Below are 20,377 nucleotides of genomic sequence, written 5' to 3' on the forward strand. Positions count from 1 at the left end.
TATATAAAATTCATGAATTTGATTTATTTATCCTTTATGATACAATGCACTTACGCAGAAGTCAATTACCTGGGTTCAATCAAGGATAAGCCTCTGCAGTACCATCTGCAAAAAAAGAAAAGGATGAGATTACATATGGCATTTATCAGTATATTTGACGTGTTGGGCCCGGAAATGATAGGGCCCTCCAGTTCCCACACAGCCGGCGCATGCTCCATTGCCCTGCTGGCCGGGAAAATGGCGGACAGTCCCATTACACATGTGGAATTTACCCTCTACCAGTCCTTTGCAAAGACCCATAAGGGCCATGGAACAGACCTGGCGCTCCTGGGAGGAATCATGGGCTTTTCCACAGACGACAGAAGGATACCCCTTGCATGTTCCGTGGCAGAAGAACGGGGACTCTCCTACCGTTTCATCACCGATGACACTGATTCGGACACTCACCCCAACACAGTGGATATCCGCATAACCTGCTTAAACGGGCGCACTTACTCGGTGCGGGGCGAATCCCTGGGAGGCGGGAAGGTACGGATCAGCCGCATTGACCATATAGACGTGGACTTTTCCGGCGAGTACAGCACACTCATCATCATACACCGCGACCGCCTGGGTGTCCTGGCCCATATCACCCGCTGTCTCAGCGAGGGATATGTAAACATTGCCTTTATGAAGCTGTTCCGGGAAACAAAAGGAGACAGGGCTTACAGCATCATTGAATTTGACGGAAGCCTGCCGGACCATATGGTATCACGGATTTACGAAAACCCGGATGTACAGGATGTTATGTTTATACCGGTGAAGGGAGAAAACGAAAATGGATTTTAAGAATGCAAAAGAGCTTCTGGACTTCTGCCAAAAGCTGAACTGTCCTATCTCAGATATCATGAAACAGAGGGAATGCACCTTGGCTGAGACCAGCCTGGAAGATATATATGCAAAGATGGACCATGCCCTTTCCATCATGCGTGAATCAGCCTCTTCTCCTATCCAGGAACCAAAAAAATCCATAGGGGGGCTTATTGGCGGAGAAGCCAGGCTGGCAGACCTGCACCGGGCCAGAGGAGCCGCCATCTGTGGCAGCGTTCTCTCCAGGGCAATCACTTATTCCATGGCAGTCCTGGAGACAAATACATCCATGGGGCTCATTGTGGCGGCTCCCACGGCCGGCTCCTCCGGCATTGTCCCCGGCCTGCTTCTGGCGCTCCAGGAAGAATACAGCATTCCTGACAGCAGGGTAATAGATGCTCTGTTTAATGCCGGCGCCATCGGTTACCTGGCCATGAGAAACGCCACCGTGGCAGGCGCGGTGGGCGGCTGCCAGGCAGAGGTGGGGGTTGCCTCGGCTATGGCCGCCTCGGCTGCCGTGGAGCTCATGGGAGGAACTGCAAAACAGTGTCTCAATGCCGCCTCGTCGGTTCTCATGAACCTGCTGGGCCTGGTGTGCGACCCCCTGGGAGGTCTGGTGGAATGCCCCTGCCAGGGCAGGAACGCCGCTGGCGCCGCTGTTGCGCTGACCGCTGCGGAGCTGGCCCTGAGCGGCATCCGCCAGCTGATTCCTTTTGATGAAATGCTCGCGGCCATGTACCGTGTGGGAAGACAGCTGTCCCCTGACCTGCGCGAAACAGCGCTGGGCGGATGTGCGGCCACGCCCACAGGGAAGGCGCTGGGGTGCAGGGCGTGTCCATGCAGTCCGTAATTATGCCAACTGTCCCATTTTATGGAATCCTTGGAACACGGGCCTTCCGGTGTAGAATTTTGGACACTCTATGCCGCGGAGTACCCGGAGGGCTCCAGCTGCAAGGCCCTCCATCTCAAACTCACCGGGAAATACACAGACCGGCGCTATGAATTTGGTCATCTGTGTGATAATTTCTACCAGATATTGGGAATGGGCCAGACCTCCTGTCAGCAGTATGCCGTCCACTTCACCGCACAGCACCGCGGCATAGGCGCCAATATCTTTGGCAATCTGGTAACCGGTGGTTTCATAGACAAGTTTTGCATACATATCGCCCTCGCCAATCCTTTGCTCCACCTCCAGAGCGTCAGCGGTTCCCAGCAAATCCGTCCAGCCGCCGGTCTTCATGATTTTATCCATCAGCTCCTTTTGCGTATACTTGCCGGAAAAGCACAATTCCACCAAAGATGCGGCCGGCAATGCGCCGGTCCTGGTAGGGGCCATTCTCCCCTCTCCTCTGGTTGAATCAGCCGTATCCACCATCTTCCCCTTTTCATGGGCAGTTACAGATATTCCGCCGCCCATATGTACCACTACCACATTAATATCCTCGTAACATTTCCCTAACCGGGCTGCATAACGTGCGGCTACCTCTTTCTGGTTTAGAGGATGCCCCCGGCTGGTTCTCTGGATATCCCCCAGCCCGGTGAGACGCGCCTCCAGGCGGAACTCATCAGTGCTGCTGGGATTGACCACAAAGCTGCGGCTGCCAAACTGTAAGCCGAAGTCCCTGGCTATCATAGGACCCAGATTACCCGGATGCTTACTTCCTATCCCCATGCTTCCGTGCCGGTACATAAGGTCGTTTACCTCATACACTCCACCTGTCATGGGAAGAAGCCCTGTACACCGCCCGGAAAAGGCATCTGTTTTTCTCAGGTCCACATGGTGTTCCTCCAATGCGCTGAGAATGGTCTTCTTCCGGTAGTCCAGCTGGTCCACAATCTCCTGGAATTGTTTCAGTTCGCTGACCGGATGGGACACATTTACGGAAAAGCGTTTTTTATCATTGTCAAACACCGCAACCTTGGTGGATGTGGATCCGGGGTTAACTGCAATAATCTGATATACTTCACTCATTAGAAAAGCTCCTTTGTTTTAGATGCAATCAATACGCCTAATGCAATGGAATATAATTTGGACTGAGGCGAGGCAGCCCTGGATGTCAGGATAATCGGGACCTTTGCCCCCATCATAACTCCGGCCTTGTCTGCACCGGCAAAATACTCCATGGCCTTGTTTAACATATTTCCCGCCTCAATATCCGGCACCAACAGTATGTCGGCACGACCGGCCACAGGACTGTCGACCCCTTTATGTTTTGCCGCCTCTATTGAAACCGCGTTATCCAGAGCCAGAGGACCGTCCACCAGGCAGCCGGGAATATCACCCTGTTTATTTTGCCGGGCCAGCTCTTTGGCATCCAGTGTGCAGGGCATTTTAGGATTCACCTTTTCCACGGCACATAGTACAGCAGCTCTAGGCATCTCATTTTCAAGAGCATGGGCAACCTCCACCGCATTCTTTAAAATTGCGGCTTTCTGTTCCAATGTGGGCGCGATATTCATGGCGGAATCGGTCACATAAAACAGACGGTCAAATCCAGGGACCTGCATTACCGCCACATGGCTGATTACAGGACTTTTTCTTAGGTTGTTTTCCTTATCCAGTACGGCGCGCATGATTAACCCAGTATCCACCATGCCCTTCATTAACACATCGGCCTTTTTATCTCTGACCAATTCAGCCGCCTTCATACAGGCTGATTCCTTATCCGGTACATCAATTACATCTCCCAGCTCCAACTCAATTCCGGCCTTCTGTGCAATATGGATGATACCTGTTTTATCACCTACCAGCAACGGCTTAACAAGACCATGTTCTGCAGCCAGATGCACAGCCGTCAGAACCGCCTCATCCTGGGCTGCTGCGACTGCCATGACAAGCGGCCTTGACTGGGCTGCAGTCCTCAAAACATCACCTAACGTTTTAATCATCACAAATCCTCCTTTTTCCCGGCTCCCTTCCCATAATCCCACCGGCGCAGCAGCACAGTACGGAAACCAGGATGCCTAAATACAATGAATCTATAGGCAGGGCCAGCAGCTTTCCCACCAGCACAGCGGCCGGTGCCAATACAATTGCCGTCAAGACCCATCTCTTGTTAATATCGTATTTCAGCCATAAGGCACAGCTCATGGGAACCAGCACCACGGACCCCCTGAGCCCCATGGATAAAAAGCCCAAATCATTAATGGTACTGCCGGGAACCAGGGACGCAACACACGCTGCGGTTACAAGGATAGCCCCAAGGATACCCCGTGTTGCTGCCAGCTCCTTTTTTTCATCCATCCTCTTAGTGGTCATACGTTGATAGATGTCCTTGATAAGAATGGTGGCCATTCCCAGTGAAAGTCCGGCCCCGCCGCCCACCGATGTAATAAGAAGGGTACCCAGCGCAATGCCTGCCAACAAGGGCGGCATGTAGTCCAGAACAAAAGCCGGAAACACCTGAATGGTGCTGGTTAATACCGGCAGGTCCGGTATTGCCATGCCGGCAGCTTTAAGGGTCTCTGCTTCTGCCTGCAGCATATAGTGGGAACGCATGAACAGCCCAATGCATATACCAGCGATTCCTAAAGGCGGAATCAGCATAGCGCTAAGCAGCGCCCCCCGTTTCGCCTTCCGGTCCGACTCCGCGCTCAAAACAGCCTGGGCATAGGTCTGGGTGGACAAAACTCCCAGCATCAGCGACAGACCGGAGCCAATATCCTTCATGGCTCCACGGGCAACCAGATTTCCATATCGGTCTGCCAGGTCCGCAGTATCTTTCAGGTTGCTCACACCATTTGCACTCTGCTGGACCAGACCAAGTCCGGTCCCGCAAAGCTGCTCTATGAGCTCCGAAAAAATCCCACCTATCCCATGGCTGACTGACAGAGCATAGACCATACCGACCAGAGAAGCTGCATACAACAGCACCAGCTTTACAATCCCCCCCATTCCAGCGCCCCAGGCGCCTCCAAAAATCACATAAAAACACATGATAATAATAGATGCCAGAGCCGCTGCCCAAACAGGAATGTGGGGAAACAGAGTAATGGCCAGACCGGAACACGCCACCACCTGAGCCAGCACACTGATAAATATACCGGTGGAGCACAATACAGATCCCAGGCTTCCGGCAGCCGCGCCATATGATCTGGAGATAATCTGTAACTCAGTGATACAGCCGCTGTCTCTTAAGGGTCTGGCGTACATCACGCCAAGAATCAGGCATCCGATTCCCGCCCCCAGGGTGAACCACCAGGCGGCCAGGCCGTAATGGAAAGCAAGCTGGGCTGTCCCGACCGTGGCCTGGCTGCTGACCAGGCTTCCCATAATGGTACCGCAGACCAGAAAAGGACCGGCCTTTTTGCCTCCATCCACAAAATCACTGGCGCCCTTTACCCTTTTTCCGGAAAACAGGCCCACGCCTACGATAAGAAACAGGACCAATGCAATACCTGCCGCTGTCCAGACTGTCATGATACAAACGCCTCCTTATCTCATTCAACCACACAGTGGTACCGGCCCGCTGTGGCACCCGTCCATATTTCTTCCTATTTCATATCCTGTCTCAAATGCCCTGATGTTTAACGCAACTGTCTTTTCCCCGCGGCTGCCGAAGAATTCCCTGATTGCGTTCAAGACTCCTTCTGCTGTCACCACCTTCAGAACTCCTGCCACGATTCCCAAAGTCACAATATTGGCCACTGCCGTATTGCCCAGCTCCCTGGATATCTTTGTGATATCTATTCCCTGCTGGGAAGCGCTGTACGCCGGGTCCGCCGCCACCTCATCCTGATTATAAATAATCAGGACTTCCGGCCCATACTTGCCTGCATACCGCTCATAGGCTGTCTGGGCCAGGCAGACAATTATATCCGGTTCTGTCACATCGGGAAAATATATCTCCTGGTCACTGATAATGACATCTGACTTTGCAAAGGTCCCCCGGGTTTCCACACCGTACTCGGATGAAAGTGTAGCCTGTCTGTGGTCATGAAGCACGGCTGCCTGGGCCATCAGGGTCCCGCACAGAATCAGTCCCTGTCCTCCTACACCGCTAATAATTATCTCATTCTGTTTTCCCATCACGCTTCCCCTCCCTTCAACTCATCAATCACATGCTGGTAAGCAGTGCTGTAGTCTTCCTGTTCCCGGTTTTCCATAATGCCGGTCACAAATTTTCCTTTTAGTTCTTCCCGATTCATTGAACTTGCCTTTGCATCTGAAACTGTGTTTTCTTTTATCCATTCCATCATGGCAGGCGCCTTTCCCAACTTATTAGAGCGTCCGTAATGCGTAGGGCAGGGTGATATGACCTCCACAAAGGAAAACCCTTTATGGGACATGGCCTGTTCAATCAGACGTTCCAGCTGGACCGCGTCAACCACAGTTCCCCTGGCCACAAAACTTCCGCCTGCCGCCTTCACAACATCGCAGACATCAAAGGATTGTTCCACATGCCCGTAAGGAGATGTCTTTGTAATTGCGTTCTTTGGGGTGGTGCCTGAATACTGTCCGCCGGTCATTCCATAGTTTAAGTTATTGACCATGATGGCAGTCACATCCACATTTCGGCGTGCCGCATGGATCAGATGGTTTCCTCCTATGGTTATGCCGTCCCCATCCCCCATCAGTGTAAGTACATGTAATCTGGGATTAGCCAGCTTGATTCCGGTGGAAAATGCCAGAGCCCGTCCATGGGTGCCATGGAATGTGTTTGTCTTCACATAGTCATCCGCCTTGCCCCAGCAGCCGATACCAGTGGCAACGACCGTGTCCTGGCAGGTCCAGCCCAGTCTGTCTATACTGTTCAGAATTGCATGTAATACAATGCCGTTCCCGCAGCCTGCGCACCAAAAATGCGGAAGCTTTTCCTCTAATAAAAAATCCTGCAGCATTATCTTGCAACCTCCTCTATTTTCTTCAAGATGTCAGCCGGTTCAATGGGCTTTCCATCCACACGGTTTACACCTTCCACCGGAATATGTTTCGGGTTCCTCATACGTATTTCACCAATGTACTGTCCCAGGTTCAGCTCAGGAACCACCACCGCCTCAGCTTGTTCCATAGCTTCCCTTATATCCTTTTCCGCTATCGGCCAGATTGTGACCAGCTGCAGAACACCAATGGGTATTCCCTGACTGCGGCCTTTCTTCATGGCCTCAAGAGCGGAACGTGCTGAGCCGCCATAGGCAATGATGACGTACTGCGCGTCCTTCATTGCATACTTACGGGTAATAGCAATTTCATCACGGTGTGACTCAATCTTATCTGATAGATGGCGGATCATCCGGTCTGCATTGTCCGGTCTGGCACAGGGATACCCCATTTCATCATGCATGCTTCCATTTACCTTAAATACATACTTGCTTCCATAAGCCGCAAGAGGCGCCAACCCCTCAGTATGGTCATATGGCTTATACATCTGCGGCGGACAATCCGGATGTCTCCGCTCCACTACCTTGATTTCCTCCGGGCTGCGGATAATCACCTGTTCCCTCAGATGGCCGATAATCTCATCCGAAAGAAATATGACCGGAGTGCGGTACTGCTCCGAATAATTAAAAGCTGTAATCATCAGGTCAAAGCAATCCTGTACCGAGGATGGCGAAAGCACAATCATGGAATGATCGCCGTGGGTACCCCAGCGCGCCTGCAGTACATCCCCCTGAGCCGGTTTGGTGGCCAGACCTGTACTTGGACCTGAACGCTGTACATCAATGATGACACACGGTATCTCACCCAACACAGCCACCCCCAGATTCTCTTGCATAAGCGACAAGCCGGGACCACTGGTGGCGGTATAAGACTTTTTTCCGGAGCAGGACGCTCCAATCAGGGCTGCCATGCTGCTGATCTCGTCTTCCATCTGTATATACACCCCACCCACCTGGGGCAGGCGGATGGACGAAGTCTCAGCCACCTCAGTAGATGGGGTGATTGGGTAGCCGGCGTAAAACCTGGCACCTGCGGCAATTGCTCCCTCAGTCATCGTCTCATTGCCCTGCATAAACCTTAATTCTCCCATAATCATCCCTCCTCAACCTTTACTGCAAAGTCCGGACAGCGCAGTTCACAAAGCCTGCATCCAATACAGTCTTCCTGCCTGGCCGGATATGGATACCCATTCTCATTCATTTTAAATACATGCCTGGGGCAGAACGCTATACAGATTCCACATGTCTTGCACCATTTCTGATTTATTGTAATCGTACTCAAGTTAAAGCCTCCTTTTTTATTTCTTGTTTTCATTATAGGTGATTGCTTTTTATTTGTAAAATTGATATAATAGAAATTATAATTCAAAAAAATTGATAAATAGAGGTGTGAATATGGAGTTTCGGAATCTCTATAGCTTTCTGCGCGTGGTAGAATTAGGAAGCTTTACAAAAGCCGCCCAGGAGCTCGGCTATGCGCAGTCCACCATAACGACGCAGATCAAGCAGCTGGAAGCAGAGATGGGATTTTCCCTGTTTGAGCATGTTGGACGCCGTGTCTCTTTGACTGTTTACGGCCAGCAGGTCATTCCCTATGTCAACCAAATCCTTCAGATTCAGGAGCAGATATCCTCCATCAGTCTGACAGCGCCTTCTGAAATACATGGAACACTGAAGATTGGTATTGTGGAGTCTATCATGAATTCCCTGCTTCTGACTAATATTAAAAAATACAGGGAACGTTTTCCAAATGTGATAATCCAAATTTATCCTGCCGTCACCAGACCTCTGTTTGAAATGCTGCGCCGTAATGAAGTGGACCTGATTTTTGCCATGGGTGACCAAATCAGCATGTCGGATTGTGTGTGTGCCTGCAGCCATGCCGAATCCTCTGTGTTCATCAGTGCGCCGGAGCACCCCATAACACAGATGAAGCAGGTCACTCTGGCCAAAGTCCTTGAGGAACCTATGATTCTCACCGGTGAGATTACTTTCCTGCGTCAGGAACTTACCAAAAAGGCCCGAAGCCTGGGTATAGAGCTATGCCCTGTAATCCAGACTGAAAGTTCCAGCATCATCATCAACTTAGTACGCCAAAATCTCGGCATATCGTTTTTACCGGAACATCTTGTCCGCTCCGCTTTCCTTAGCGGAAAAGTGGCAGTTCTTCCCATAACAGATTATGAGCTGCCCTTTCATGTACACATTTGTTATCACAAAAACAAATATCTAACGCCGCAGATGGCTGGTCTCATCCAACTGACCCAGGAATACTGGTCTGAAATCGACCGGTTAGATGATGGGGTCCGCCAGCATCCGTAATGCATCATTCCCTTTACGACAAAAAGCAGGAAGCCCTGGGTTCTTACGACCTTCCCGGGCTTCCCTCTTCTTTTATTCACAAACACACTCTTGTCTACATAAGTGTATAATCTCCCTGTTGTATCCAACCTTTTTTTCTCATGAACTCGGAGATAACAAAGGATAGCAGGGCAGGAAGAACAAAACAAATCAAAGCAAGTCCAATCCAGTCCTTTAATACCGGTGAGATTGCAGTCTCATTAATCAATACCGCTGCCTGGTCTGGTGAGAACCAGCCAGTCACCACACCGATTGGACCCACAAGTCCGCATGTTCCCATTCCGGATGAGATTGGTGTACCATTCATTTTCAGGCGAAATACACAGGTTGCTATAGGACCGGTAATCATCCCGGTAATTAAAGGCGGCAGCCACAAAACAGGCTTCTTTAAAATATTCGGCAACATGAGCATGGCAGCGCCTAATCCAATGGAAGACAGACCATTAACACGGTTTTCCCGGTAAGAACATACTGCCAGTCCCACCATCTGGGCACAGCATCCGGCTACCGCCGCTCCTCCGGCCAGCCCCACAAGGCTGAGAGCTGCGCAGATTGCAGCGGAACTGATGGGCAGCGTAAGCGCAATACCAACAATGGTTGCCACCAGCACCCCCATAAGCAGGGGCTGCTGTTCCGTAGCCCACATAATCATATATCCCACTGCGGATGCGCCGGCTCCAATGGGAGGCGCCAGAAAATTTGCCACCATAACACCTACAACAATGGTGACCGTTGGAGTAACCAGAAGGTCCACCGCTGTGCGTTTTGATACCAGCTTTCCAAAAAAAATTGCAATCAGCGAGACAAAGTATACTGCCAACGGACCGCCGGCACCGCCCAGTGCATTGGTTGCAAATCCCACCGTAGCCAGGGAGAACAGGACATATGGCGGACATTGCAGCGCGTAACCGATGGCCATAGCCATGGCAGCTCCCTGCATCTGCCCTGTATATCCGGATATCCCCTTGCAGAATTCACCCACTGACCCAGGTATGAACTTTCCGATTGTACCAATAATTGTGCCAATCAGAAGAGAGGCAAAAAGTCCCTGAGCCATTCCGCTCATTGCCTGGATAACAATGCGGTCAAAGGTGAGTTCTATGTTTTGTTCTTTTAAATAGGTTTGAATGTTACCTGCTGATGCCTTTGAATCTTCCAAGATGATTTTCCCCCTTCTAGTATAAAAGCCTGTCTTTTAGCGCAGTAAAGGTTTCGCGGATGCCTGCCAGCTGTTCTGGGAATATTTCACTCTTTACCACTGTTTCCATATTACCTGCCGCCGCCTGGACTGTTCCCCAGGGATCAATCACCATGCTACGGCCGATAAACGGGTTGCCGCGGCTGGCACCGGCGCAGCAGCAGCTCAGCATATAACATTGGTTTTCCATTGCCCGTACCGGATGCAGCATATTCCAACTCTCCACACGGGGATATGGCCATCCTGCGCAGTTAACCAATATTTCAGCTCCCATTTCCACCTCCTTGCGAAAGAGCTCAGGAAAGCGGATGTCGTAACAAATACTCATACCTATTTTGCCAAATTCAGTATCAATAACCACCGGCTTGTCACCGCGTTCCATATACTGGCGTTCGGCTGCGAAAAGATGCATCTTCCGGTATGTACCCAGCAGTCTTCCCTCCCGGTCTATCAGGCCGGCTGTATTATAACACTTATCCCCATCCTGTTCAGAAATGCTTCCTGTAAAGATATAGGATCCCAATTCTTTTGCCTTCCTTGCCAGACTGCTGAAGGTGGGACCGGTAAGCAGCTCACTCTGCTTTGCATATTCCTCATAAGCAAAGAAACCAATATTCCACAGTTCCGGCAGGACGATAAGGTCAGTTCCCTTTAAGTTATCCAGGATACCTTCCATACGGATAATTTTTTGTTCCTTACTTTCTTCATCATTAACCGCAAATTGTACAATTGCAACTTTCATACCTTACTTTTACCTCCTGAGCCCTTCTCCGGCTGTATCCGGGCAGATTCCCTATTCCCTTGGTCCACCCAATTTTAATTTGAGGAGGCTGCATTCCGGATCAATGGGCTTGCCGGGATCCTGGTAACGGAATTCCATTGTTGTGCATCCTAGAGGAATGCTGTAGGGACCATGCAGCATTCCTGGAAGGCGGGAACCATAGTAGCCTTTTGACATGGTCAGGTTTTTTTTGGTATCTGTCAGGTACCCATCCACAACATAAATCTCTTCACAGAAATCATGGGTCAGTACTTCCGGCATATCTGTCTTAGGCGGAAACTTTAAGAGGCGGGTATAGTTGCCAGTCTCAGGGTCATATGAGAGAATCTTCTCCATTGTCCCATTATAACCGCCCTCTACCAAACGCCACTCTCCAAATAAATCCACATCCCTGATTTCATACTCCTGTTTTGCCATAGTAAAATCCTCCTTTGATTTTTTTATATTATTCTCTTATTTCTGACTGAATCAGTCGCCCTTATACCAAGAAGAGACACAATTCAGTTCATATACATTGTTCAGCTTTCTTCCAAGAACCGGATCCTCCAGCTCGCTTTCAAAATACAGGCTGTAGTCAGCCTTAAATAATGCTGCAACGGTTCCTGAGTAAATAACAAGTCCTTGTGTGTCATCCGGATTCTTAAGAAGCTTTTTTACCCGTTCCAAAAGATCCATCGGATCCAGCATAGCTGTCAGCTTTGCTTCCTGGAGAACCTTCTTATCTCCGTTGTTTATTACCCAGCTTCGGATTATAATATCATCCCAGTGGCCAGCCACATCCTCCAAACGCCAAAGTTCACGGCTAATGGTATTTGGATAGATTTGCTTGGCCTTTGGTATATCCACCACTTCAAGCTTGCGGTCCGTGTGGTCGCTTCCCACTCCCACATAGATGGATTCCCCGTCACAGAGAAGTACGAATTCCACTTCTCCGGAGTGGTCTGTCTCATCCAGCACCTCAAATGTCTTCTCCTGTGTGATTTTACCGGGGAGCTTCACGAAGTAGACCGGTGTCTTGTCAGGCGCAGGAATGCCTTCTTCCTTCAGTTCATCAATGTGAGCTTTCACAGCGGCCTGGTCCCTGCCCGTGTATCCCGCATTGATAACGTACCTCTCCTCAAACTCGATGGTTCCTTCAGTGCCGTCCTTTTCCAGAATTTTGAATTTCAACATAATCATCACCTTTCCATAAATTTTTACTTTATTTTTTTAATTTTTTATAACTTTTGCACTAACTATAATATGAGTATAACGGTTATATTCAGTTTTGTAAAATTGATAGTTTTGAATTTATAATTCATTTTTTTCGATTGAACGCCCCCACCTGCAAGTACAGATATTGGGTCAAATACATTCAAAAGCCCCGGGAGCGCCAAACTCCCGGGGCCTTGCTTTTATTAATATTTTACGGTCGATTCTATCCCACGTCAGGGTACGTTCGGACACAGCGGCCAGCTACCCTTTCCGCCTCCATTTCCTCACTAAACGCTTCACCCCACTCTCTCCTCTGCTCCCTTTCAGCAGCCCCACTCCCAGATTGGCGCTCAGAAGAATTCCGGCAGAGCCTGCAAAAACATACACGAACCGCTTTACGCGTCCATGCCGGCCGCCGGAAGCAGAAGAACCGTCCCCTTCTCCCCCTTCCTGTCCGTCTCCCCCTGGCCCTGATTCAACCTTCCCGGCATTAGCCTGGAGCGCATCACCGGCTTCTTCCGTATTGTCTCCGTTTTCATCTCCAGGCATCCCCCGCCTTCCATATGCGTCTCTGCCCAGTCTGTTTCGTTCCCCAAAAAGTCCATACTCAGGATGGTCTGATGCAGACGCATCCCCTTGCGTTACCCGGGCCGTATCCGGCCGGATGCTGTCCGGCTGCCCTGTGGCAGGAATGCCAAAACCGCCTCCCCACACCCCGGCTCCTCCCGGACTGCCCTCTCCCATACCAGCCTGGTCTCCTGCCATCTCTCCTCCGCCGGCGCTATCTACCCCACCGGCGCCATTTACCCCGCCGCCGTTTACCCCGCCGACTCCAGGTCCTCCTGAGGCATTCCCGGAAACCACACCGCCCCTTCCGGATGTTCCCTGTCCGCCTCCGCCTCTGTTGCCCCCGGAACTTCCGTCGCTGTCAGACGACGGCTTTGTGGCTTCCGGCACCAGACTGACCTGGCATTTTACCGGATCGGAAGTCACAGTACGCACCGCATCCCCATCTCTTACCTTTAGCTGGATTTTCAGCCATATGGGCCGGTTTCCTATGTTGTATTTAAAGACAATATAATCATAGGCCTGGCCGGAAGCAGCATTTTGTTCCAGGTAGTTCGTATATTCCCCATCTTTCCCTGTCCATGCTGCCATCTCATAGCTGACCTGGTCAAAACTGTAATAAAGATACAGTCCCACTGCATTATCAGGAATTCCCGCAATCCGTATCCGCATCACTGCATAGCCGTCCGCGTCTGCTGACAGAATGTCTGCCGCTTTTATTTTCATTGACGTTCTGCTCTGCACCGCCACGTCCAGGGATGCCCGCAGATCGCTTGGGTTGCACAGGTTCCGGTCTGTCAGAGCCTCCTTGGAATAATTTCCCCATACCCTATACACACCCGCCCGGTTAAAATCCACGGAGGACAAGTCCCACTGCACCGGTAGTTCTGCCCACTCATATTTCCCATTGTCCGCCTGATAAAGCACAAGGTCATAAGCAGGATACTCCTCCTTTTTCGGCGGTTCTCCCTCCGCGCAGGCCACAGTGGGAACAGTGCTGTCGGGATTGGGCAGCAGCGGCCTTGCCGCAGGCACGTCCTCTCCCCAGCTTTCGCCGGGCGGATCTGAGGTTTCCGGCTCTCTATTTTCATCCCTGATTCCTCCCGCCAGATGAAAACGGGAGGAAATCTCGTATTTTCCTCCCGCTTGGACCAGGATGTGATCGGAATACAGGCTTTCATATGTCCCGCCCTGAGACAGAGACAGTCTGCCTCCGCTCTCCACGGTCATGATTTCCTTGTTTCCCATAAAATAAAGGTCCGGGTTGTCCACTGTCAACCGCCCTTTATTAGCGATACGGATGGTAAAATCCCTGGTGTTTAATTCCCTTCTCCGGCCTGCGTTCCCCTGTTCCATCCCCAGCTCCACCTTACCGTCTATCACCAGGTCCGCGGTAAGAACGGCGAATCCTCCATTGGCACTGTCTGATTGATACCAATTCAGTAAATCCTCCTTGCCTGCGATTCTCGCAATGGCAATGGGTCCCGCCAGACAGAAGGACTGTTTACCTGACAGTATGCCTGTGTTCACGTCTGATACGGCGATGAAACATAGTAAGACCAGAACCGCAATCCATGTTTTTCTTTTCATGTCTTTCTTTTCACTCCGGCTCCCCCTTTGCAATTTAAATCCCACCAATTCGCCCTGTCTGTTTCCATTTTATCATCCCGACATATTTCAGGCAATGTGATTCTGAAATGGGAAAGGCATGGAATATCAGGCTGTCTTGGTGGGAATTATATGATATCTGTAATGCATTCTCTTACAGATACAGGTTCATCTGATTGTTTCCATTCTGGAAACGATGGCTGTACTGGCGCACCATCCTGGAGAGCAGCACCATGGACAGTGAATCGGCACAGTCCATAAACGGGTTAAATGCATTGCCTCCATATGTCACTGTCACCAGGCAGGATTCATCCGCCTCAGACACCTCAACCGCAAAGCCCAAACGTATCTCATCCCCCATACGCCCCAGCAGTGTCTGGACACACAGTTCCTCAAAGATAAGTTCAATATTGTTGATATGCCTCTGGGAAAGAATCTGCCTGCGTCCAAATTCCTCAATGGCCGTATTGATTTCGATGTAGTCAAAACGCCGGGATGTAATCTCCTGTTCAAAGACTTCGAGCCCTTTGACAAAGGCCCTGGTACGCTCCTTTTTTGGATGGCCGAAAATCTGTTCCGGAGGACCGTCCTCATATAGTTCTCCCTGGTCCATATAAAAGATGCGGGAGGAAACATCCCAGACAAATTTCATCTCATGGGTAACAATCAGCATGGTGAGCCCTTCCCCTGCCAGGGCGCGTATGACGGAAAGCACCTCACCCGCCATGGCAGGATCCAGGACGGATGTTGGCTCGTCAGGAATGCTTCCGTGCTCCCGGTAAATTCCACCTGCACCCGGGCATCCTGATTCACCAGGTCTTGTACTCCGGGCCCCCTAAAATGGAAGGCGGACCCTCTGCCCCTTATACAGCCAGTAAATCAGCCCATAGAGTACCAATGGCATAGCCATACCGATATAATCATAATCTGACTGAATCAACAGGTTGAACAGGGCATGCATGGTGATGGAAATGGACAGAAGCCCGAAGGTTCCGGTGTAGAACAGCTTTTTTTGTTTTTTAACGTATGTGATTCCGGTTCCCGCCACCACGGTGCACAGTCCGTGCATCAGGCTGGCGGAGAAGCCTCTTGCCGTGGCCCACAGTACGGTTACCGATCCCACGTTGTCAATTAAGATCATGGAATTTTCCAGAATGGCAAAGCCCACGCCCACCGCCATGGCAATCGGGAGCACCCTGTTTCTCCGGTCATCCAGTAAAACCGCGTACAAAAGCACCGGCATTGCCTTGAGCAATTCCTCCGTCATGGGCGGAACCAGCTCGGAAAAGCTTCTGGCGCTCAGTCCTGTCATGGGATACACGATGGTATTGATTTCATAGGCGGACAGGGCTGTGACGGTCCCCAGAAGCATAAAACCCACTATGCAGCGCGACCTGATCTCCAGCAGCGGAAGCATCAGAAGCATGGGGATGGTCAGGCAGAGAAATATTATATAAACCATTTGCGCACCCCCATTTCGGCCATTGGCAGCAGCGTCATAAGAAGCACCGACGACAGGACAGACCCGGCCGCCCGGATATCCAAACCAGAACATGCAGGGGCCTGTAAAAGGACCTGCACCATGCAGAATACGATGACACAGGCATTGTAAGGGCGCATCACCCGGATGATTCCCAAATCCACATCCGGCAATATCAGGTGCTTGATGGAAAAATACAGGGTCGGGGCAATGGGCAGGCATAGGAGGGCATAGGTCAGGCAGGCCCCGTCCCCCAGGGTCCGCACCGAGTGGGCAAGCAGCACCAGCACCAGAAGGGGACCGGAGGCAGCAGCCAGCCTGTATCCCCGGTATCTGGCCTCGCCGCCGTCCGCCAGCCGGTTCATAGCGCCATAGTAGGAGGACAGCAGGAAGAAATAGGTTCCCATGTAACCCAATATTCCCACATGAAATCCCTCCGGTTCATGGCCATAGACCAATGCATAGCCGGCTGTGAACAGGGTTCCCAGCAGATAACTGGCCATGGCGTAGAGAAGGAGCTTAAAAAAGAGGGGCTGCTTTCTGCGGATACACTCCCATCCCCCGTAGAGTACGCACACCAGGGCGGCTGCCAGCTTCAGGCCGGTCACGAATGGGCCTCCTTCCCGGATCCCGGACCTTTCTTTTTGAGAATTCCCCACATAACAGCCATTCCGATGAACACGCCGATTATCATACTGGTAGCAATGGGCGCTGTATTCACAGCTCCTCCATGCTGGGAAAAAAGGCTCTGTCCCCTGGTAATGCCCTGGAGGGGCTTATACCCGCCCTGAAGGGATGAGGAGGCTCCCTGGCTGTAACTGTTATACTCTCCCATAAGCTCCTGCATCTTTACCATAAGGGACTGAACCTGTGCGCCGGTTTTTTCTATATAATCCTCCAGGCCCCGTATAACAGACTTCCACTGGTCCGACGAATACAGAAGGCCCTGGTTTGACTTGGGGTACGATATCTTATTGGTATCCATGTAGAACTTCATCGTATCCGGCATGGCAATGCTTTTTCTGGAGCTCTCTGCGCTTTTTTGTATCTGCCGTGCCTGGGATAAAAAGCTGCCTGCCCTGTTCTGATCCTCCTGAATGCGGTTTATCTCATTCATATAGGGCGTCATGGTATCTTTGGTGCTGTTGGCCAGTTGTATCTGTAGCCTGGCCAGCTCAAGATTTATATTGGAAGAACTGCCTCCCCCAGAGTCCGTGCCACCTGCCCCTACCATAGCCCCGGTCATGGACGCGCCCCGGCTTTCTCCTTCCTCTGAATCAAGCCCCGGACCGCCCACGTCCATTGGCTTTAAATCCTCCACCAGCTTCTGCACATCCTCCCACGGAGCGCCTTCCTGTATTTTGTCCAGTATATCCCCGGAGGCGGCAATGCGTTCCGCTATTTCCCTTAGAATCTGATCCTGGTCTGACTGTTCCGACCCGTAGGCAGTAAACGATATGAGCGTCATGGATGCCATGCAGGCAAGCAGACATTTCCTGATATTTATCTTCATATTTTATCTTCCTCTCTCATGACCCTTCTTCCTTTGCCCAATGGGTCAAAGACGTTTCATCAATGTCAATATATTACAGCCGTCCCTGTATTCATAAACAACATCATCCATGGACTTCTTCACCATGAGGATTCCCAGTCCGCCGATGTCCCGTTCCTCAGCGGAAAGGGTGGTGTCTGCATCCGGCTTGGCCAGGGGATCAAATGGCTTGCCGCTGTCTAAAAACTGAATGGTTACCTGCAGGGGATTTCCTCCCACCGCACACCGCACCGTGGCCTGCCCGATTTCGGGGTGGTATGCATACCGGGCAATATTGACATAGATTTCCTCCACTGCAATGGAAATCTGCATCTGAATCTTCATGGAAACCCCCTGTTCCTCCAGCGCCTGTTCCACAAATTCCTGTACATGCTCCAGTTCCTCCAATGCGGCCGGTACCGTCAACTCCATCATAGCGCTCCCTCCTCTGCTGGCTGTCCCCTTTTTTCTGACAGCTTTAACTTTTCTGACAGCTTTAATGCAAGCATGGTAATATCGTCAAACTGGGGCGCGTCCCCTGCAAAAGCGTCTATATCCGCCTTTACAGCAGGAAGAAGTTCTTCCGGCGCAGCGTCCTCATGAGCGGCAAGCACAGACAAAAGCCGTTCTTCACCGTAGAGTTCATTCTCCCTGTTGGCGGCCTCGGTGACGCCGTCTGTATAGAGGTACAGCGTACTGCCGGGAGACAGGTCAATTTCACCTGACTTATACCGGATTCCCTCCATTCCGGCCAGCACGAATCCCGGCCTCAGCTTCATGTATCCGAAGCTGCCTCCTGCCTGACGCACCAGCGGCGGGTTATGGCCCGCATTGACATAAACCATATGCCCGGTGGCAATTTCCAGAACCCCCATCCATGCGGTGACAAACAGCCCTTCCTCGTTGCTCTCGCAGAGCTGGGCATTTACCTCGCCGAATACCTCAGCCGGGGTGGCGCCTGCCTGGGTGTGGTCCTTGATCAGCGTCTTTGCGATGACCATAAACAGGGCAGCCGGCACACCTTTGCCCGACACGTCCGCGATCACCACTGCCAGATGTCCCTGGTCCACCAGAAAGAAATCGTAAAAGTCTCCCCCCACCTCCTTGGCCGGCTGCATGGTTGCATAGATATCAAATTCCGACCGGTTTGGGAAGGCCGGGAAAATGCCCGGCAGCATGCTGGCCTGGATATGGGTGGCCACGTCCAGTTCCGCCCCGATGCGTTCCTTTTCCGCTGTCACAGCTGACAGATTCTCAATATAACTGTATAGCTCATGGGCCATGTGGCTGAAGGCTTCCCCCAGCTCCTCTATCTCATCCCCGGTCTTTACGTCCACATGGAAATTAGAAAGGTCATCCATCTGTTCGCTGACAATGGTCCTCGCCGCCTGACTCAGGCGGTTTAAGGGCCTTAAGACCGACTGTCGGATAAAGAAAAAATATCCCACGATAAAGACAAGGAGGACTGCCAGGATGACCAGCACCACCGCGGCTGCGAAGCTCCCTATCTGCCTGTTAATCATGTCCATGGAAATATCCACGCAGGACAGGGCCACTGGCCGGTCTGAAGAATCCCGAATAGCCACATAGGCGGAAGCCAGATAGCCGTACTCCTCATTATCTGTTATGAGAATGGTGTCCTCACCATCCGGATGCAGATAAGCGCCCCGCATGATTTCCCTGCCGCCCTGATAATAGTCGTCCACATCCCCCAGTCTGCATACTCCCTCCTCCCCCGTCTTTCCCACATCCCATATATAGTACATATGGTCCTCGCAGGGGATGACCACGTAAAAATACTTGATGCCTATAGTCTCCTTCATATACAGGAGATAACGGCTTACCTGGTCGTAGTAGCTGTCTGTCTTTCGTGTCAGCGCATAGTCCTTAATGGTGTCTCCGTCAATATACTCCGCAGCTATCTTAGCCTGGTCAAAGGCCATCTTGGTGTAATATGATTCCATGCTGCGGCGGTACTGCCGTGTGATGACAAGACACAGGGTTATCATCAGGACCACGGTCATTGCAATCAGTCCTATAAGGAACTTAAGCTGCAGCTTTCCTTTTTTTCTGCTTCTCATCACGCCTATTCCTCCCACACCGGCACCAGGTCCAGACGCAGATGCCCGTCAGCCACGCCGTACAGCACCCTGTTTTCACGGACAAACAGATTATGGCTGTCATCCTGCCCCAGAAGCACGCTTCCTGCCGCAAATCCATCCACATAGCAGGAACGTCCGTCTATGCACACCGTAGTCATCTTATTGAAGCACCGGTACACCCCTCGGGCTTCCTCCACCGTCATGCTGTGATTCAGGGCCAGCGCCTCCTTCTTGGGACGGTTCCAGTAGGGAAGCTTCTCCTTCTGGGGCCTGGCATTTGACCATACCCTGTCAAAATCCTCCATCAGCTCTTTTACCATGGAAAGGGCCTGGCGCCCGCTCTTTAAATAAATATCCACGCTGTCATTACCCGGCTGTATGTCATACTTCCTTTGGGCCAGGATGTCCCCCCGGTCCAGGGACTTTGCAATCTTATGCATGGTCACGCCGCTTCTCCCCAGCCCGCGCTCCATGGCACACTCAACGGGATAGTAGCTGCGCCCCTCAGGAAGCAAGGAGCTGTGAATGTTGACGCCGTAAAACCGGCTGTCATCCGGCACAGGAATTTTGTGGCTGTATTCCGCCACAAAAAACAATTCACAGCCCTCCTTTTCCATATAGGAGAGCATCTCATCTTCTGTGATCTGTCCATAACAGACAGGTATGCCTGACATGTGGGCAAGCTGGACTACATTATGCTCATTAAAATAGTCCTCCTCCATGTGGTATGTATATAACGCCAGAATTTCATGGTTCAGATGCAGGTATTCAAAAACGTCCAAAAACACATCTGACCCAAAATATACTATTTTCACTTTAACCTTCC

Annotated in this window: 22 protein-coding genes; 3 read left to right on the forward strand and 19 right to left on the reverse strand. The window is 51.3% G+C overall.

The features are described 5' to 3' along the window. Positions 1-135 precede the first annotated feature (135 nt). Together sdaAB and sdaAA are read left to right on the forward strand one after the other, a co-directional pair. Positions 136-828, forward strand: a complete 693-nt coding sequence (gene sdaAB / locus CGC65_RS22795) for an L-serine ammonia-lyase, iron-sulfur-dependent subunit beta (RefSeq protein WP_002568633.1) — start codon at positions 136-138, stop codon at positions 826-828. After that, positions 818-1,699, forward strand: coding sequence for an L-serine ammonia-lyase, iron-sulfur-dependent, subunit alpha (sdaAA, locus tag CGC65_RS22800; protein ID WP_002568634.1), 882 nt, complete (start codon positions 818-820; stop codon positions 1,697-1,699). The genes sdaAB and sdaAA overlap by 11 nt, the downstream gene beginning before the upstream one ends. Here sdaAA and buk read toward each other — a convergent pair whose 3' ends face one another. Genes buk through CGC65_RS22835 form a run of 7 tightly spaced genes read right to left on the reverse strand, consistent with a single transcriptional unit; the run spans position 1,700 to position 8,011 of the window. After that, positions 1,700-2,821 carry a butyrate kinase gene (buk, locus tag CGC65_RS22805; RefSeq protein ID WP_002568635.1) on the reverse strand — a complete coding sequence of 374 codons (1,122 nt, stop codon included), beginning with the start codon at positions 2,819-2,821 and terminating at the stop codon, positions 1,700-1,702. It abuts the gene before it with no gap. Beyond that, complete coding sequence (locus tag CGC65_RS22810) at positions 2,821-3,738, reverse strand: bifunctional enoyl-CoA hydratase/phosphate acetyltransferase (RefSeq protein ID WP_002568636.1); 918 nt, start codon at positions 3,736-3,738, stop codon at positions 2,821-2,823. The genes buk and CGC65_RS22810 overlap by 1 nt, the downstream gene beginning before the upstream one ends. Continuing rightward, on the reverse strand, positions 3,731-5,269 hold the full coding sequence (locus CGC65_RS22815; protein ID WP_002568637.1) for a sodium:solute symporter family protein: 1,539 nt from the start codon (positions 5,267-5,269) through the stop codon (positions 3,731-3,733). Before CGC65_RS22815 ends, CGC65_RS22810 begins: the two co-directional genes overlap by 8 nt. Before the next feature lie 24 nt (positions 5,270-5,293). Next, positions 5,294-5,878: a 2-oxoacid:acceptor oxidoreductase family protein gene (locus CGC65_RS22820; protein WP_002568638.1), complete on the reverse strand. Its 585-nt coding sequence runs from the start codon at positions 5,876-5,878 to the stop codon at positions 5,294-5,296. Next, the gene (locus CGC65_RS22825; RefSeq protein WP_002568639.1) at positions 5,878-6,690 is read right to left on the reverse strand and encodes a thiamine pyrophosphate-dependent enzyme; all 813 of its coding nucleotides are present in this window, start codon (positions 6,688-6,690) and stop codon (positions 5,878-5,880) included. The genes CGC65_RS22820 and CGC65_RS22825 overlap by 1 nt, the downstream gene beginning before the upstream one ends. Then, positions 6,690-7,820: a 2-oxoacid:acceptor oxidoreductase subunit alpha gene (locus tag CGC65_RS22830; RefSeq protein WP_002568640.1), complete on the reverse strand. Its 1,131-nt coding sequence runs from the start codon at positions 7,818-7,820 to the stop codon at positions 6,690-6,692. The genes CGC65_RS22825 and CGC65_RS22830 overlap by 1 nt, the downstream gene beginning before the upstream one ends. A gap of 2 nt (positions 7,821-7,822) precedes the next feature. Then, positions 7,823-8,011 carry a 4Fe-4S dicluster domain-containing protein gene (locus tag CGC65_RS22835; RefSeq protein ID WP_002568641.1) on the reverse strand — a complete coding sequence of 63 codons (189 nt, stop codon included), beginning with the start codon at positions 8,009-8,011 and terminating at the stop codon, positions 7,823-7,825. Positions 8,012-8,124: 113 nt separating this feature from the next. Here CGC65_RS22835 and CGC65_RS22840 point away from each other — a divergent pair, with 113 nt between their 5' ends. Beyond that, positions 8,125-9,051, forward strand: coding sequence for a LysR family transcriptional regulator (locus CGC65_RS22840; RefSeq protein WP_002568642.1), 927 nt, complete (start codon positions 8,125-8,127; stop codon positions 9,049-9,051). Positions 9,052-9,145: 94 nt separating this feature from the next. On the opposite strand, the gene CGC65_RS22845 is transcribed toward CGC65_RS22840, so the two are convergent. From CGC65_RS22845 to CGC65_RS22900, 12 genes are all read right to left on the reverse strand, one after another. Then, positions 9,146-10,249, reverse strand: a complete 1,104-nt coding sequence (locus CGC65_RS22845; protein WP_002568643.1) for a PTS sugar transporter subunit IIC — start codon at positions 10,247-10,249, stop codon at positions 9,146-9,148. 16 nt (positions 10,250-10,265) lie between these two features. Then, positions 10,266-11,030: a carbon-nitrogen family hydrolase gene (locus CGC65_RS22850; protein WP_002568644.1), complete on the reverse strand. Its 765-nt coding sequence runs from the start codon at positions 11,028-11,030 to the stop codon at positions 10,266-10,268. 51 nt (positions 11,031-11,081) lie between these two features. Beyond that, positions 11,082-11,486, reverse strand: a complete 405-nt coding sequence (locus CGC65_RS22855) for a cupin domain-containing protein (RefSeq protein WP_002568645.1) — start codon at positions 11,484-11,486, stop codon at positions 11,082-11,084. A gap of 51 nt (positions 11,487-11,537) precedes the next feature. Continuing rightward, positions 11,538-12,242, reverse strand: coding sequence for a DUF2848 family protein (locus CGC65_RS22860; protein ID WP_227124152.1), 705 nt, complete (start codon positions 12,240-12,242; stop codon positions 11,538-11,540). A 282-nt stretch (positions 12,243-12,524) separates the two neighbouring features. Continuing rightward, positions 12,525-14,420 (reverse strand): hypothetical protein, encoded by a 1,896-nt coding sequence (locus tag CGC65_RS22865; RefSeq protein ID WP_002568647.1) that lies wholly within the window; start codon positions 14,418-14,420, stop codon positions 12,525-12,527. Positions 14,421-14,592: 172 nt separating this feature from the next. After that, the gene (locus CGC65_RS22870) at positions 14,593-15,165 is read right to left on the reverse strand and encodes an ATP-binding cassette domain-containing protein (protein WP_002568648.1); all 573 of its coding nucleotides are present in this window, start codon (positions 15,163-15,165) and stop codon (positions 14,593-14,595) included. Positions 15,166-15,273: 108 nt separating this feature from the next. Continuing rightward, positions 15,274-15,900 carry a PrsW family glutamic-type intramembrane protease gene (locus CGC65_RS22875; protein WP_002568649.1) on the reverse strand — a complete coding sequence of 209 codons (627 nt, stop codon included), beginning with the start codon at positions 15,898-15,900 and terminating at the stop codon, positions 15,274-15,276. After that, positions 15,888-16,526, reverse strand: coding sequence for a hypothetical protein (locus tag CGC65_RS22880; protein WP_002568650.1), 639 nt, complete (start codon positions 16,524-16,526; stop codon positions 15,888-15,890). The genes CGC65_RS22875 and CGC65_RS22880 overlap by 13 nt, the downstream gene beginning before the upstream one ends. After that, positions 16,523-17,431 (reverse strand): hypothetical protein, encoded by a 909-nt coding sequence (locus tag CGC65_RS22885; RefSeq protein ID WP_002568651.1) that lies wholly within the window; start codon positions 17,429-17,431, stop codon positions 16,523-16,525. Before CGC65_RS22885 ends, CGC65_RS22880 begins: the two co-directional genes overlap by 4 nt. Positions 17,432-17,476: 45 nt before the next feature. Further along, positions 17,477-17,884, reverse strand: a complete 408-nt coding sequence (locus CGC65_RS22890; RefSeq protein WP_002568652.1) for an ATP-binding protein — start codon at positions 17,882-17,884, stop codon at positions 17,477-17,479. Further along, complete coding sequence (locus tag CGC65_RS22895) at positions 17,881-19,530, reverse strand: PP2C family protein-serine/threonine phosphatase (protein ID WP_002568653.1); 1,650 nt, start codon at positions 19,528-19,530, stop codon at positions 17,881-17,883. The genes CGC65_RS22890 and CGC65_RS22895 overlap by 4 nt, the downstream gene beginning before the upstream one ends. Before the next feature lie 5 nt (positions 19,531-19,535). Next, positions 19,536-20,366, reverse strand: coding sequence for a formyltransferase family protein (locus CGC65_RS22900; protein ID WP_002568654.1), 831 nt, complete (start codon positions 20,364-20,366; stop codon positions 19,536-19,538). Positions 20,367-20,377 lie beyond the last annotated feature (11 nt).

The organism is Enterocloster bolteae (genome assembly GCF_002234575.2).
Taxonomy (GTDB): Bacteria; Bacillota; Clostridia; order Lachnospirales; family Lachnospiraceae; genus Enterocloster; species Enterocloster bolteae.